The following is a 14,879-nucleotide window of genomic DNA, read 5'->3' as shown; positions in this document are numbered from 1 at the left end:
AGCCATGAAAAAACGTTCCAAACAAAATAATCCAGAACAAAAAACGTTGCATTTGAAAAGTTTCGACGATCCGGTAAAAGAAGTGAAACAACGGAACGCGAAAAAAGGACAGGAAGCGAAAGCAGAATACCATCCTGAGCAATAAACGAAGCACTCGGAGACAATCCGGGTGCTTTTTCCAATGCCAAGAAAAACCGAACGGAGAGGAAGCGAAAAGTAGCGAACGAAAGACGTGTTTCGTATAATAGTGTACGAAATTATTTGGATGACACTTGCAACGAAGTGATAAATTTCTTAAAATAATGATTATAATAAAATATTGCCAAATGACCGTGAAAAGGAGTAGTAGTGAACAAACGGTGCGCAGAGAGTTGACGGCTGGTGCGAGTCAACCGAAGTTTGTTTACGAACTCGCCTTGGAGTTGCGTGTGCGAATGAAGTAGCATGCGCCGTGAATCTGCGTTAAGGAGTCGAGTGAGCGTTTTTTGTGCGCTAATGAGGGTGGTACCGCGGGAAATTCGACCTCTCGTCCCTTTTGATGAAGGACGAGGGTTTTTTTATTTTCTTTTTTGTTCACACTTTGACCATAGACAGAGAAAGATGGGAGGATATGACATGAGCTTCAATCATCGTGAGATTGAGAAAAAATGGCAGAAATATTGGGAAGAGAACAAAACGTTTAAGACGACGGAAGAGGAAGGAAAGCGAAAATTTTATGCTTTGGATATGTTTCCATATCCGTCCGGCGCTGGTCTTCATGTTGGACACCCAGAAGGATATACAGCGACCGATATTTTAGCGCGTATGAAGCGCATGCAAGGCTATAATGTCCTTCACCCGATGGGATGGGATGCGTTCGGCTTGCCGGCAGAGCAATATGCACTTGATACCGGGAACGACCCAGCTGAGTTTACCGAAAAAAATATTAACAACTTCCGTCGCCAAATTAAATCGCTTGGCTTTTCTTACGATTGGGATCGGGAAGTCAATACGACTGATCCAAATTATTACAAATGGACACAATGGATTTTCTTAAAGCTATACGAAAAAGGCTTAGCGTATATGGATGAAGTGCCAGTCAACTGGTGCCCGGCGTTAGGAACGGTTTTGGCGAATGAAGAAGTCATTGACGGGAAAAGCGAACGCGGCGGACATCCAGTCATTCGCAAGCCGATGAAACAATGGATGCTTCGGATTACTGCATATGCCGACCGTTTGTTGGAAGACTTAGAAGAACTCGATTGGCCTGAAAGCATTAAAGAAATGCAGCGCAACTGGATTGGCCGTTCGGAAGGAGCACACGTTCATTTTGCCATTGACGGCCATGATGAAACGTTCACCGTCTTTACGACACGTCCAGACACGTTATTTGGTGCGACTTATGCAGTGCTTGCTCCCGAACATCCGCTCGTCGAAAAAATTACGACGCCAGAGCAAAAAGAAGCGGTGGAAGCATATTTACAACAAATTCAAAGTAAAAGCGATCTTGAGCGCACCGATTTAGCGAAAGAAAAAACAGGGGTATTTACGGGCGCGTATGCAATCAATCCAGCCAACGGCGAAAAATTGCCAATTTGGATTGCCGATTATGTGCTCATGAGCTATGGCACAGGGGCGATTATGGCAGTGCCAGCACACGATGAACGCGACTATGAATTTGCAAAAAAATTCCATTTACCAATCAAAGAAGTCGTTGCTGGCGGCGATGTGGCGAAAGAGCCGTATACGGGCGATGGGGAACATATTAACTCTGATTTCTTAAACGGCTTGAATAAAGAAGAAGCGATAAAAAGAATGGTCGAATGGTTGGAGGCAAACGGCAAAGGCGAGAAGAAAGTGTCATATCGCCTTCGCGATTGGCTATTTAGCCGCCAGCGCTATTGGGGGGAGCCGATTCCGATCATCCATTGGGAAGATGGGACGATGACGCCCGTACCGGAAGAAGAATTACCGCTTGTGCTTCCAAAAACAGATGAAATTAAACCGTCCGGAACAGGCGAATCGCCGCTAGCGAACATTGAAGAATGGGTGAACGTTGTGGACCCGAAAACAGGTAAAAAAGGGCGCCGCGAAACGAATACGATGCCGCAATGGGCGGGAAGTTGCTGGTATTACTTACGCTATATCGACCCGCACAATCCTGAACAGTTAGCTGATCCGGAAAAATTGAAAAAGTGGCTTCCAGTTGACATTTATATCGGCGGTGCGGAGCATGCTGTATTGCACTTGTTATATGCGCGTTTCTGGCACAAATTTTTATATGACATCGGCGTTGTGCCGACGAAAGAGCCGTTCCAAAAATTATTTAACCAAGGGATGATTCTTGGGGAAAACAACGAGAAAATGAGCAAATCAAAAGGAAACGTTGTTAATCCAGACGATATCATCGAAAGCCACGGCGCGGATACATTGCGTCTATATGAAATGTTTATGGGACCGCTTGAAGCGTCGATCGCATGGTCGACCAAAGGGTTGGACGGTGCCCGCCGCTTCTTAGACCGCGTTTGGCGCTTGTTCGTTGAAGAAAACGGCGAATTGAATCCAAAAATCGTCGATGATTCAGAAGCAGATACATTAGAACGAATTTATCATCAAACGGTGAAAAAAGTAACCGAGGACTATGAAGCCATTCGTTTTAACACCGCTATTTCGCAGCTAATGGTATTTATCAACGAAGCGTATAAAGCAACCGTATTGCCAAAAGCGTATATGGAAGGGTTCGTGAAGCTGTTGTCCCCGGTTTGCCCACATATCGCAGAGGAGTTATGGGAAAAGCTAGGCCACACGAACTCGATTGCATACGAAGCGTGGCCGGCGTATGACGAAGCGAAGTTAGTCGAGGACGAAGTCGAAATCGTTGTGCAAGTAAACGGAAAAGTGCGCGCGAAATTGAACGTACCGGCAGATGCTTCTAAAGAGCAGCTTGAGCAAATTGCGATGGAAGACGAAAAAATTAAAGAACAAATCGAAGGAAAGACCGTACGTAAAGTGATCGCTGTTCCAGGAAAATTAGTAAATATTGTCGCCAATTAATATCGAGTGAGTGTAGTCCCCCGCTTCCCGTTAGGCGGGGGACAATATTGAGAAAAGAAAGGGGACTGTGTCATGGAAGAAATTAAAGAAATTACAGCCGAAGAGCTTAAACAAAAGCTAGAAAGAGGAGAGCGCCTAAATTTAGTAGATGTGCGCGAAGATGAAGAGGTTGCCCAAGGGATGATCCCCGGCGCAAAGCATATTCGAATGGGAGACATTCCGAACCGTTTAGACGAATTCAAAAAAGACGAAGAATACATTTTTATTTGTCGTTCCGGCGCACGTAGCGGAAACGTTTGTTACTATTTGCAAGAGCTAGGCTATAACGTATGCAACATGACCGGCGGCATGCTTGCATGGGACGGAGAAATCGTCCAAAAATGACACAAAGCTTTTACAGCTTTGTGTTTTTTTGAAAGGTAAGAAAGTATAAAATCTTACCATTAGGTGGAGCGCTGTCTAGCTCCAAGCGCCATCGGCTCGAGTCGCTCCGCCCCACGCTGCGGCGGCGAAGCCTCCTTGGTGGGGCTTGTGCGATCTTCGCCGATAGGCGGGCGCTTTGCGCTTTTCTTATGTAGAAAGGATTTTTGCCGTAAAGAAAGAACTATATTTGCGAGGGGGGAGGAGAATGTATAAAGTGAAAGTGTTCGATGAAGAGCATGAAAAAGATTTAGAAGCGTCCGTCAATAAGTTTTTAGCGGGATTGAAAGAAGGACAGCTCATCGATATAAAATACGATGTCGCATTAATGGAATCAGAAGGGGAGCAAATCTATTGCTTCTCGGCGATGGTCGTGTATCGAGCCTAGCCAAAAAGGACTAGGCTCTGTGTGCATATTTTGCTGCATTCATTCCAGCAAGACGACCAGTGACGAGGGCAGCGGTAATGTTATATCCGCCTGTGTAGCCGTGGATGTCTAAAATCTCCCCGCAAAAATAAAGACCTTCCATCAGCTTTGACGCCATTTCTTTCGGATGAATTTCTTTTACCGACACGCCTCCGCCGGTAACGAACGCTTTTTCGAGCGGCAATGTGCCGTGGACAAGAAACGTAAACTGCTTGCAGCTCGCTACGAATGCGCGCAGTTTTTCATGCGAAAGCGTACTCGCTGGCATTTGTGGGTCAATGCCGTTTTGCTCAAGCAAAAATAATAAATAGCGTTCTGGAAGCAACCCTTTTAAGACGTTTTTCACCGCTTTTTTCGGCTCTTCTTTTATCAGATGGAGGAGGCGCTGAAATAGCGCTTCGCTATTTTCGTCAGGAAGCGCATCGATGCTCATCGTCACCGCCTCGGATTTTTTCAATTCTTTCACGACAAATTGACTGCAACGTAATGCAGCTGGACCAGAGATGCCAAAATGGGTGAAAATCATGTCCATGCGATGGGTGACGACTATCTTCCCTTTTTGGTTCAGCACGCTTAACGCCACATCCCGCAGCGAAAGACCTTGTAGCGTCCGCGCTTGAATAAACGGTTCATGCGAGGTAATCGGCACTTCGGTTGGAAACAATTCGGTCACCGTATGCCCAGCTTTTTCCGCCCACACGTAGCCATCACCGGTTGAGCCGGTGTGAGGGACGGATTTTCCGCCGACAGCAATTACGACGCTTGTTGCAGCGATAAATTCTCCTGTTTTTAACGTTATTCCGATCGTTTTCCCGTCTTTATATTCGACATCGGCAACAGGGCTGTTAAGGCGAATGTGCACCCCGAGCCGCTCCAATTCATGAATCAATGCGCGTACAACCGATTGAGCATCGTCTGTCACAGGAAACATTCGCCCGTGGTCTTCTTCTTTGAGCGCCACCCCAAGCCGCTCAAAAAACTGGATAATGTCTTCGTTGTTAAAGACGGAAAACGCACTATATAAAAAGCGGCCGTTTCCAGGGATGTGCCGAATGATTTCCTCAATCGGCAACCGATTCGTTACATTGCAGCGTCCTCCACCAGAAATCGCAAGCTTTCGACCAAGCTTGTCTCCTTTATCAATGAGTAGAACGCTCGCGTTTTGTTCTGCGGCGGCAATCGCTGCCATTAAGCCAGACGGTCCGCCACCGATGACAATGACATCATACACTTGCTCCACCAACCTTTCTTTCTCTATTATAGTCAAGAGAAGAAAATTTCTCGACTTTCTCGTGAATGTGATAAAATACAGAAGTTATGAAAAGTCGCTTTTAGGGAAGGGATATTATGTCATCAAAATTGTTGCGCGGGACGTTTATATTGACCGCTGGAGTACTGCTATCACGCATTCTCGGGCTTGTGTATGTCATCCCATTTTACCCGCTTGTCGGAAAACAAGGGGGAGCGCTTTATTCGTATGGATATGTACCGTATCAAATTTTTATTAGCCTTGCAACAGCTGGGGTGCCGCTAGCTGTTTCAAAATTTGTCTCGAAATATAATGCGTTAGGAGAATATCGCACCGGTTACCGGTTGTTCCGCTCGGGGCTTGTATTAATGACGATGACTGGTCTTGCCGCTTGCGCCATTCTTTATATGATTGCCCCGTGGCTTGCGCCGTTTGTTATTGATGAACAAATCAAAGGAAACTCGGTGGCTGATGTCGTCACCGTCATTCGCGCCGTAAGTTTTGCGTTAATTATTGTGCCAGTGATGAGTTTAATTCGTGGGTTTTTCCAAGGGCATGAATCGATGGGGCCGACGGCAGCGTCACAAGTAATCGAACAACTCATTCGTATCGTTTTTTTACTTGCCAGCTGCTATATTGTCTTACGCGTGCTTCACGGTTCGCTTGTGACGGCGGTTAGTTTGGCGACGTTTGCTGCGTTTGTCGGCGCGTTAGGAGGTCTTGCCGTATTAGTTTGGTATTGGTGGAAACGAAAAGAGTATTTAGCACAATTGCTTACAAAAGATCGCGGACAGCTTCATCCTCCATTAAAAGATATGTACAAAGAATTAATTATGTATGCGGCACCGTTCGTCTTTGTTGGATTAGCAACACCGCTCTATCAGCTCATCGACCAGTTTACGTTCAATCGAGCGATGACAGAGATTGGTTTAGCAAAAATTTCAGAAGAAGCGTATTCTATTTTTAACGTTTGGGCACAAAAACTTGTGATCATCCCTGTAACGCTGGCGACGTCATTTGGGTTGACGCTTATTCCAACGATTACAAAAGCGTATGTGGCGAACGACCGAAAATCGTTGCGCAAATATTTAAACCAAACATTTCAAGTTGTCCTATTTTTAACGGTACCGGCCGTCGTCGGGATGGCTGTTTTAGCGGAGCCAGTGTATGCGGCGTTTTACAGCTACGATTCGCTCGGAGGAGAAGTGTTGCGCTGGTATGCGCCAACGGCGATTTTATTTGCGCTGTTTTCCGTGACGGCAGCGGTGTTGCAAGGAATTAATCAGCAGCGCTTTACGGTTGTTAGTTTAACGCTTGGTTTATTGGTGAAGCTTTTACTTAATACATTTTTCATTACGCAATTTGCGACAATAGGTGCGGTATTAGCAACGACGTTTGGATATTTCGTATCGGTTACATTGAATTTATGGATTATTAAAAAATACACTAACTATCGTTATAAACTTGTTATTCGCCGCACGATGTTAATCGGAATTTTTACGGCGGTTATGTCGGTCGTTGTCACGATTGTACTGCACATATGCGAATGGTTGGTTCATTACGATGGAGGACGAATGGAATCGATTGTGATTGTGACTATTTGCGCTATTTTTGGTGCAGGCGTGTATTGGGTGATGAGCGAGCGAATTGGGTTACTCGCATTATTATTTGGCGAGCGATTCACTTTTTTGCAACGAAAAAAGAAGGCGGTATCATAAACCAGCCTTCTTTTAAAGATTACAACCCGTCTGTGGAAAACGGAATGCCAAGCTGCCGCTCGACGCGCTGTAATCGGCGGTTGAGGCGATTGATGCGCTCTCCTTGCCGTTCAAGTGTTCGCTCGATTTGGTTTAGTCGTTGTTCAATGTTTCCTGGATAGCCAGGGTATCCTCCGGGATATCCTCCTGGCGTACCGCCTGGATATCCTGGATATGCACCGCTCGGTTGTTGTGGACGATAATCGTACATGGGCAAATCTCCTTTCGTTTTTTTCTTAAGCATTGTATGTCACAAAGGAAAAAGCGGACTAGGTAAATGCCTAACTTGCAAAATTTTCATAAGGGAGGGATTGTGTTTGCGAATTGATAAAATGCTCGCGAATATGGGATATGGAACGCGCAAAGAAGTAAAAAAACTATTGAAATCAGGCGTGGTGAAAGTGGACGATAGTATCGTCAAAGACCCGAAAACGCAAGTCAACCCTTCAGAGCAAACGGTGACGGTATGGGGGGAAGAGGTGGAATATAAACCATTTATTTATTTAATGATGAATAAACCGCCTGGCGTCATTTCAGCAACGGAAGATGATTTTGAAGAAACGGTCGTTGACTTGTTAGAAGAGGACGATCAACGATTCGCCCCATTTCCTGTCGGACGGCTTGATAAAGATACGGAAGGCTTGTTGTTATTAACAAACGATGGACAGCTTGCCCATCAATTGTTGTCTCCGAAAAAGCATGTGCCAAAAACGTATTTTGCGATTATTGATGGGGAAGTGACAAAAGCAGATATAGAAGCGTTTCGTCGCGGCGTTGTTCTCGATGATGGGTATGAAACAAAGCCGGCCGAGCTTGTGATTTTGTCAGCTGGTCTTCGTTCGGAGGTAGAGGTGACGATTACAGAAGGGAAATTCCATCAAGTGAAACGAATGTTTCAAGCGGTTGGAAAGCGAGTAGTGTATTTGAAGCGAATACAAATGGGGCCGCTGCCGCTTGATCCGACGCTTGCGTTAGGGGAATATCGGGAATTAACAGAGGACGAAATAGAGCAGTTAAAACAATACGCACCGTCTGACGCAAAAAAAGGGAACCTTTTCTAAGGTTCCTTTTCTATATCGATGGTTTTTTGGTATGTTGAGGCTAACCGTTTGTTTTATAACCTCTCACCTTTCTCTCATGACCTTTTAAGAGGACATTCTCACCTTCTTGTTGGTTACCATCCATTTGCCTTTGCTTGGGCTGCAAACCAGGTCATTATATGCTAACACGTTCAAATCACGCTGAATCGTCCGTGGAGTGATGCCAAATTCATCAACGAGTTCTTGCGTTGTCACGGTGCCTCTTTCGCTGATAAACATGTAAACAGACTTAATCCGTGTTAGCATCCGATGAGTAGAAGGTTTCAAAAGACCACTCCCTATCCTTACGTAATTCGCATGGCATAACATCAGCGCTGCTTCTAAGATGAGAGATTATTTTGCTATTTTGTTTTACTACTATTTTACACGAAAAGGGAGGGAAAATGCTACATTTTCGCTTAGATTTACGAAATATTTCAACATTTTTAATATCGTTGTAATATTCGAAACGAATGATTCCTTTTTGACTTTTTTCTGCTTTCTATGGTACGTTGGCAAGGGAGAAATGTCGAGAAGGAGGGTGCTGGATGACAATCCATTGGATGGAAGAAGTGATGAAACGAAAAGAAGCGTTGCTTCGCGATACAAGACAATTGTTGCAAATTCCAAGTGTGCTCGATGAAACGAGTGCAACCGAAAAAGCGCCATTTGGCAAAGGAATTGATGATGCGTTACAATTTTTATTAAAAAAAGGACAAGAAGAAGGGTTTATCGTCAAAAACGTTGACGGTTTTGCAGGACATATTGAAATGGGAAGCGGAGAAGAATTGCTCGGTATTTTATGCCATGTCGATGTCGTTCCTCCAGGAGATGGGTGGACGAGCGATCCGTTTGCTGCGGAAATTCGTGACGGAAACATATATGCGCGCGGAGCGATTGATGATAAGGGACCAACGATGGCGGCGTTTTACGCGATGAAAATCGTCAAAGAGCTCGGTTTGTCGCTAAGGAAACGAGTACGAATGATTATCGGCACCGACGAAGAAAGCGACTGGCGCTGTGTCGACCATTATTTTGCGAAAGAAGAAATGCCAACAATGGGCTTTGCGCCAGATGCCGATTTTCCAATTATTTATGCGGAGAAAGGGATTGCCGATCTGACTTTACAACAAACAAGAAACGGTGAAGACGACAATGGAGAACTCATGCTGCAGTCGTTTCATTCCGGCCGTCGATATAATATGGTGCCAGATGCAGCGGAAGTGATATTGGGTGGGGCGCATGACCGGTTGATAGAAGTCGAGCAGCAATTTCAACGCTTTTTAGCGGAAAACAATATGAACGGAAAAGCGGTTGTTCGAGAAGATATGCTCACTCTTCAGCTCGAAGGAGTTTCTGCTCATGCGATGGAGCCGGAGCATGGGAAAAATGCTGGGTTGTATGCAGCGCACTTTTTAGCCACATTTCCGCTAAACGGAAATGCTCGGTCATTTGTTCAACTACTAGACCGTTTCTATGGCGATTCGCGCGGAAAAAACATCCGTATTGCGTATCGTGATGACATTACCGGTGACCTTACCGTCAATGTTGGCATTATGTCCTATACAAAAGAAAACGGTGGGACGATCGGCATTAATTTACGTGTCCCTGTCACAAAGGATGTAGAGGATACGAAGCAGACGATAGAAATGGTTGCCGCGCAATACGGGTTTTCGATGAAGCAGTTTAGCTATTCTAAACCGCACCATGTCGATCAAAACCATCCGCTCATTCAAACATTAAAACGCGTCTATGAAGAACAGACAGGCGAACGCGCCGAGTTGCTTTCGATTGGCGGCGGAACATACGCCCGTTCCTTACAAGCCGGTGTCGCGTTTGGTCCACTATTTCCAGGAAGACCGGACGTTGCCCATCAAAAAGACGAATATATTATCATCGACGATTTATTAAAGGCGACTGCGATTTATGCGCAAGCCATTTATGAACTTGCTAAGTGAAAAACTTTCCAAAATATGTTACAATAAAACTAACCGCTCGATGCCGGGCGGTGTTTTTTCTGAAAGGACGTGGGGATATGGAAATGATCATACGCCGCGGTGCAACACCGCTAAACACAATTTTTCCGCTCTTTTACTTTTTTACGTTTTTTGGCTTCGGTTCACTTTTCCCGCTTCTGTCGGTATATTTAAAAAATGAAGTAGGTCTGTCTGGAACGCAAATTGGTACGGTTATGTCAATTAGTCCCATTGTCATGATTTTTGTTCAGCCGCTTTGGGGGATGATTAGCGATTATACGAGACAGCCTGTGCCGGTATTGGTTGTTTCGCTTATCGGCACCGCACTTGCAGGATTATTTTATGCGTCTATGGAGCAATATACATGGATTGTGGTTGCTGCTGCGTTACTGGCGTTTATGCAAAGTGCGGTCGTTCCGCTGTCGGATAGCATTACATTAAGCTATGTGCAAAAAACAAAAGGGAACTACGGTTCTATTCGATTGTGGGGAGCGATTGGATTTGCCGTATCTGTACTCGTTGGCGGTTGGCTGTCAGAAACGTTTTCGCTTTCGATCATTTTTTCTGTATTTGCCTTCATTTTATTCTTTTCTGCAACGCTTGCATGGAAGTTACCGCGGGAAAGCCAACCGATGCGGGTGAAAATGAAACAAGGGATAAAGCAGCTATTTCATATTCCTGCATTTGTCTTATTTTTAGTTGTGACGTTTCTCGTGTTTGGTCCGATTTATGCAAACAATTTTTATTTTGGCGTTTTTGTCAAAGAAATTGGCGGAACGTTGACCGGTGTTGGGCTTGCCTTTTTGCTAGCGGCAGGGAGTGAAGCGCCGTTTATGCGAGTGGCAGATCGTTTGCTCCGTCGCTACGGAATGCTTCCGATTTTAGCGTTTGCGGCAACGATTTCTGCTTTTCGCTGGTTGTTTTACTATTTTGAGCCGTCGCTTTGGCTTGTTTATGCGACAACGGTAGCGCAAGGGTTTTCCGTCGGATTGTTTATTCCAGCTGCATTGCAATATGTTCGCGACATTTCTCCGACCGAGGTGCGCGTCACGGCTGTTTCGCTTTATTCTGCAGTTGGCAACGGTGTCGGGAGCTGGTTTTGTACGTTTATCGGAGGTTATATTTTAGAACATAGCCACATCGGCACAGTATACTTATTTTTCAGCCTCTTAACGTTCGGTGGATTAGCGATTTTATTGGCGCTAATGATGATACAGCGGAAAAACGCATACAATAGGACATAATGGCTGGAGGAACAGACATGAAGCAAACTCATTATTTTCTTGCAGTTCCAATTACTGATGAAATTAAGCGGGAGATTGCCAATTGGTGTGAGAGAGTAGCGCCGCGCTTTCCATTTCGCACGTGGGTGCACAAAGACGATTACCACCTTACGCTCGCTTTTTTAGGCGCGGTTTCTGACAAACAATTGCAGGCGGTGAAGGAGAAAATGGCGGCTATTTGCAACAACTATTTGCCGTTTTCCTTAACGTTAAAAGCGATAGGGACGTTCGGAACATCGTCTTCTCCGCGTATTTTATGGCAAGGAATTGAGCGAGAAGAAACGTTATGGTTGCTTCGTCACGACATATATGAGGCGTGCCGTGCGCTTAGGTTTTCGTTAGACGCTCGTCCGTTTGCACCGCATATTACGCTTGCCCGTAAATGGGAAGGTGAGAAACCATTTTTATTTATGGAGTTGCCGGATGCAGTAGAAGGGTATGTTTCGGTGCACGAAGTTGTCCTTTATCAAACGCATCTTGACCGGGTGCCAAAATATGAGGCAATCGCTTCGTTTCCACTTCGTCAGCGGTGGGAAGAAAATAATCGCAGGGGGCACGAATCGTGGGGCAATTGATTAAATTGCAAGATTACATTTCGAGATACGAAACAGATGTTTATCGATATGCAAGCGAATTTATTCGTCTGAAGAAAAAACAATGGGAAAAAGTAAAAGAAGAATGGGAAAACGGGGAAACGGCTCCTTCTGTTGATGCATCGCTCGAATGGCTAGAAGAAAAACCGTCGTTTTGGCAGTCGATGAAACGGTGGTGGAAGCGTTCGAACTTAGAGGAAGAAATAAAGCCCGTCGTGTCGGAAGAAGAGCGTTTTTTCGCTTCATTGTTTGTGACCGAGCCGAAAACGATCGATGAGTTGAAAATATTATTTCTTGAAAAAGTGTTTCAGCTGCAAATAAAATGGGCGAGCTCGACGGTCAAATACGAATCGATGGTGGATAAAAAATTTTATTACGAAGAACCGTTGAAATATTTTCTCCAGCGGTTTCCGGATACGTATTTATGTTTATATAAGCCGGTTTTCTTAGTTAAAAGCGCTCCAGTAGAACTGGATATTATTTTAGTTAGTCCGACTGCGACGTGGTGTGTGACGTTTGCGGAAGGAGAAATTATTGTCGGATCTAGTGAACGATTTTGGACGGAGATGGGAAAAGAGGGCGAGAAAAAATTAGTAAACCCGCTTATTTCATTGTATCGGACGGAAAAAATTATAAAAGATTTATACGAACATTATGCAATTGAATTGCCGATTAAAAAAGCGGTGCTCAACCGTGCTGGATACCTTGACTATCGCTATGCGCCAAGCGATGTGCAGCTTATTGATAAACGGTATTACGACCAATGGTTTACTTCCTTACGCAGCTTAACGGCGCCGTTAAAGCACGTTCAACTCAAAGCAACTTCGCATTTATTGCAACATTGTTACAGCCATTATTATGAACGACAATGGCAGGAAGAATGATAAGGGAGGAAAAAATGGGGAAGAAGTGGGGGTGATGGAGTGCTAACGGTTCATCGGACGTTTGAAGCATATTTAGATACAATGGAAACGATTACGATTTTAGTACCGAAATCGTATTGCCAAGGGATAGTGCGCTCATTTACAATCCAAACGCCAAACGGAGAACGACGCGCACTACAAATTATGAAACGCGAAGATTTATGGACGAGCATTAAATATGAGTGCATCCCCGATGTTCCGGTGGAAATCGGAAAAAGCTATTTCATTTATGAAGAACATGGGGCGTTTACCGATTTGCAAATGGGGGCGGTTATTCGCACCGAAGCATTTGACGAGCAGTTTTATTATGACGGTGACCTTGGCATTACGTACAGCAACGATGCCACAACGTTTAAACTTTGGGCACCGACAGCAACAGAAGTAAAACTAAAGCTCATTAACAAAGCAGGAAAAGAAGAACAAATCTCGATGCAACGCGGAGAAAAAGGGGTATGGTGCGCGACAGTACTCGGTAATTTAGATGGGATATACTATACGTATTTAGCGTGTATTAACCTTGTTTGGCGAGAAGCGGTCGACCCGTATGCTGTAGCGGTATCGGTGAATGGAGAATACGGGGTCGTCGTCGACCTCGCCAAAACGCGAGTGCCCAAACCAGCGCTACCTCCGCTTGCTGCCCCAGTCGATGCCATTATTTATGAAATGCACGTTCGTGATTTTACAATTGATCCTCATAGCGGCGTTGTCCATAAAGGAAAGTATCTAGGACTGACTGAATTTCCAACAACAGAACCGTCTGGAACAGTGACAGGGCTTGCCTATTTGAAACAACTTGGGGTTACACACGTAGAGCTGCTTCCGGTGAATGATTTTGCGGGAGTGGATGAACACGCGCCGGAAAAAGCGTACAATTGGGGCTATAATCCGCTTCATTACAACGCACCGGAAGGAAGTTATGCGACCGATCCTTACGATCCGTATGCGCGTATTCATGAATTGAAACGAGCAATTCGCGCTTTGCAGCAAGAAGGTATTCGCGTCATTCTCGATGTCGTTTATAACCACGTTTACATTCGCGAACAGTCGTCACTAGAAAAACTCGTGCCTGGGTATTATTTTCGCCACGATGCTTACGGCATGCCGTCAAACGGGACAGGGGTCGGAAATGATCTTGCCCCCGAGCGCAAAATGGTTCGCAAGCTCATTGTCGATTCCGTTCGTTTCTGGCTTACAGAGTATGGCGTTGATGGGTTTCGTTTTGATTTAATGGGCATTCTCGATATTGACACGATGAAAGAAGTCGAGGCAGTTGTTCGTGCGCTCCATCCATCCGCTCTATTGCTCGGCGAAGGATGGGATTTGCCGACACCGTTGCCGTCGGAAAAAAAAGCAACGATGCAAAATGCCCACCTTCTGCCGACGATTGCCTTTTTTAACGATCGGTTTCGCGATTATGTCAAAGGGAGTACGTTTCATTTAGGGGAACAAGGATTTGTTCTAGGAAACAGCGAACATCGCGAACAAGTGAAACGAGTAATCGAAGGAAGCCATCATTTGTTTTCTCAACCAACGCAAACGGTTAACTACGTCGAATCACACGACAACCATACGCTTTGGGACAAAATGAGCATCGCCAACTATTACGAGCGAGAAACCATTCGTAAAAAACGACAAAAATTAGCGACAGCGATGACCTTATTAGCACAAGGCATTCCATTTTTGCATAGCGGCCAAGAATTTTACCGTACAAAACAAGGAATAGAAAATAGTTATAACGCTCCAGATGACATTAACCGCATCGATTGGACGAGAAAAAGCATGCACGAAGAAGACGTCCGTTACGTGCAAGGATTGATTCGGCTGCGGAAATGGCACGGTGCTTTTCGTTTTCAAACAGTGGAAGAAATAAGAAATTATCTTGTATGGCTTGAACCGATGCCGTCGACAGTGCTCGCTTTTCATCTTTACGACGTATCAGCGTATGGGCCGTGGCGTGATATCATTGTCATTCACCATAACGAAGAAACAGAGCTAACGGTTACACTCCCTGATGAAGAAAGATGGCATGTCGTATGTGATGAAACAAGAAGTGGAATCGATCCTCTGTACACGGCGACAAAAAAAATCGAGCTGCAAGGAATTGGCACAGTTGTGCTTGTGAAAGGACTGACTTGACGA

General features: G+C 45.0%; 14 protein-coding genes and 1 other annotated feature. Of the genes, 11 read left to right on the top strand and 3 right to left on the bottom strand.

The window, feature by feature from the left end:
* Positions 1–4 precede the first annotated feature (4 nt).
* From GGR02_RS08695 to GGR02_RS08680, 4 genes are all read left to right on the top strand, one after another.
* A complete protein-coding gene (locus GGR02_RS08695) occupies positions 5–145 on the top strand; it encodes a hypothetical protein (protein ID WP_183184345.1) in 141 nt (46 codons plus the stop codon).
* Between the two features lie 178 nt (positions 146–323).
* Positions 324–537, top strand: a binding site (T-box leader).
* A 78-nt stretch (positions 538–615) separates the two neighbouring features.
* Positions 616–3,033 (top strand): leucine--tRNA ligase, encoded by a 2,418-nt coding sequence (gene leuS, locus GGR02_RS08690; protein ID WP_183184344.1) that lies wholly within the window; start codon positions 616–618, stop codon positions 3,031–3,033.
* A 72-nt stretch (positions 3,034–3,105) separates the two neighbouring features.
* On the top strand, positions 3,106–3,417 hold the full coding sequence (locus GGR02_RS08685) for a rhodanese-like domain-containing protein (protein ID WP_183184343.1): 312 nt from the start codon (positions 3,106–3,108) through the stop codon (positions 3,415–3,417).
* A gap of 244 nt (positions 3,418–3,661) precedes the next feature.
* Complete coding sequence (locus GGR02_RS08680; RefSeq protein WP_183184342.1) at positions 3,662–3,841, top strand: sporulation protein Cse60; 180 nt, start codon at positions 3,662–3,664, stop codon at positions 3,839–3,841.
* A gap of 10 nt (positions 3,842–3,851) precedes the next feature.
* Here GGR02_RS08680 and GGR02_RS08675 read toward each other — a convergent pair whose 3' ends face one another.
* Positions 3,852–5,120, bottom strand: a complete 1,269-nt coding sequence (locus GGR02_RS08675; RefSeq protein ID WP_373286621.1) for a BaiN/RdsA family NAD(P)/FAD-dependent oxidoreductase — start codon at positions 5,118–5,120, stop codon at positions 3,852–3,854.
* 104 nt (positions 5,121–5,224) lie between these two features.
* On the opposite strand from GGR02_RS08675, the gene GGR02_RS08670 reads away from it, so the two are divergent.
* Entirely contained in the window at positions 5,225–6,847 is a 1,623-nt protein-coding gene (locus GGR02_RS08670; protein ID WP_183184395.1) for a putative polysaccharide biosynthesis protein, read from the top strand.
* 19 nt (positions 6,848–6,866) lie between these two features.
* On the opposite strand, the gene GGR02_RS08665 is transcribed toward GGR02_RS08670, so the two are convergent.
* Positions 6,867–7,097, bottom strand: coding sequence for a hypothetical protein (locus GGR02_RS08665; protein WP_183184340.1), 231 nt, complete (start codon positions 7,095–7,097; stop codon positions 6,867–6,869).
* A gap of 100 nt (positions 7,098–7,197) precedes the next feature.
* On the opposite strand from GGR02_RS08665, the gene GGR02_RS08660 reads away from it, so the two are divergent.
* Entirely contained in the window at positions 7,198–7,947 is a 750-nt protein-coding gene (locus GGR02_RS08660; RefSeq protein WP_183184339.1) for a pseudouridine synthase, read from the top strand.
* Between the two features lie 84 nt (positions 7,948–8,031).
* Here the strand turns inward: GGR02_RS08660 and GGR02_RS08655 are convergent, their stop codons facing one another.
* The gene (locus tag GGR02_RS08655) at positions 8,032–8,253 is read right to left on the bottom strand and encodes a DeoR family transcriptional regulator (protein WP_066327762.1); all 222 of its coding nucleotides are present in this window, start codon (positions 8,251–8,253) and stop codon (positions 8,032–8,034) included.
* 260 nt (positions 8,254–8,513) lie between these two features.
* Between GGR02_RS08655 and pepV the strand changes: the two genes are divergently transcribed.
* The 5 genes from pepV to pulA all read left to right on the top strand — a co-directional run bounded on the left by pepV (position 8,514) and on the right by pulA (position 14,876).
* On the top strand, positions 8,514–9,923 hold the full coding sequence (pepV, locus tag GGR02_RS08650; protein WP_183184338.1) for a dipeptidase PepV: 1,410 nt from the start codon (positions 8,514–8,516) through the stop codon (positions 9,921–9,923).
* Positions 9,924–10,000: 77 nt separating this feature from the next.
* On the top strand, positions 10,001–11,185 hold the full coding sequence (locus GGR02_RS08645; protein WP_183184337.1) for an MFS transporter: 1,185 nt from the start codon (positions 10,001–10,003) through the stop codon (positions 11,183–11,185).
* A gap of 17 nt (positions 11,186–11,202) precedes the next feature.
* Entirely contained in the window at positions 11,203–11,799 is a 597-nt protein-coding gene (gene thpR / locus GGR02_RS08640; RefSeq protein WP_183184336.1) for an RNA 2',3'-cyclic phosphodiesterase, read from the top strand.
* Positions 11,787–12,701 carry a nuclease-related domain-containing protein gene (locus GGR02_RS08635; protein ID WP_183184335.1) on the top strand — a complete coding sequence of 305 codons (915 nt, stop codon included), beginning with the start codon at positions 11,787–11,789 and terminating at the stop codon, positions 12,699–12,701. Before thpR ends, GGR02_RS08635 begins: the two co-directional genes overlap by 13 nt.
* A gap of 39 nt (positions 12,702–12,740) precedes the next feature.
* Positions 12,741–14,876, top strand: coding sequence for a type I pullulanase (gene pulA / locus GGR02_RS08630; RefSeq protein ID WP_183184334.1), 2,136 nt, complete (start codon positions 12,741–12,743; stop codon positions 14,874–14,876).
* Positions 14,877–14,879 lie beyond the last annotated feature (3 nt).

The sequence above is a fragment of the Anoxybacteroides voinovskiense genome (genome assembly GCF_014196205.1).
GTDB lineage: Bacteria > Bacillota > Bacilli > Bacillales > Anoxybacillaceae > Anoxybacteroides > Anoxybacteroides voinovskiense.
The sequence above is the reverse complement of the archived record's forward strand: the minus strand, read 5'-3'. Positions and strand labels throughout refer to the sequence as shown.

Bases quoted from the DNA above. Each gene is read 5' to 3' on its own strand.
- leuS (WP_183184344.1), top strand. From the start codon at position 616: ATGAGCTTCAATCATCGTGAGATTGAGAAAAAATGGCAGAAATATTGG.
- GGR02_RS08645 (WP_183184337.1), top strand. From the start codon at position 10,001: ATGGAAATGATCATACGCCGCGGTGCAACACCGCTAAACACAATTTTT.
- GGR02_RS08665 (WP_183184340.1), bottom strand. From the start codon at position 7,097: ATGTACGATTATCGTCCACAACAACCGAGCGGTGCATATCCAGGATAT.
- thpR (WP_183184336.1), top strand. From the start codon at position 11,203: ATGAAGCAAACTCATTATTTTCTTGCAGTTCCAATTACTGATGAAATT.
- GGR02_RS08695 (WP_183184345.1), top strand. From the start codon at position 5: ATGAAAAAACGTTCCAAACAAAATAATCCAGAACAAAAAACGTTGCAT.
- GGR02_RS08685 (WP_183184343.1), top strand. From the start codon at position 3,106: ATGGAAGAAATTAAAGAAATTACAGCCGAAGAGCTTAAACAAAAGCTA.
- GGR02_RS08680 (WP_183184342.1), top strand. From the start codon at position 3,662: ATGTATAAAGTGAAAGTGTTCGATGAAGAGCATGAAAAAGATTTAGAA.
- pepV (WP_183184338.1), top strand. From the start codon at position 8,514: ATGACAATCCATTGGATGGAAGAAGTGATGAAACGAAAAGAAGCGTTG.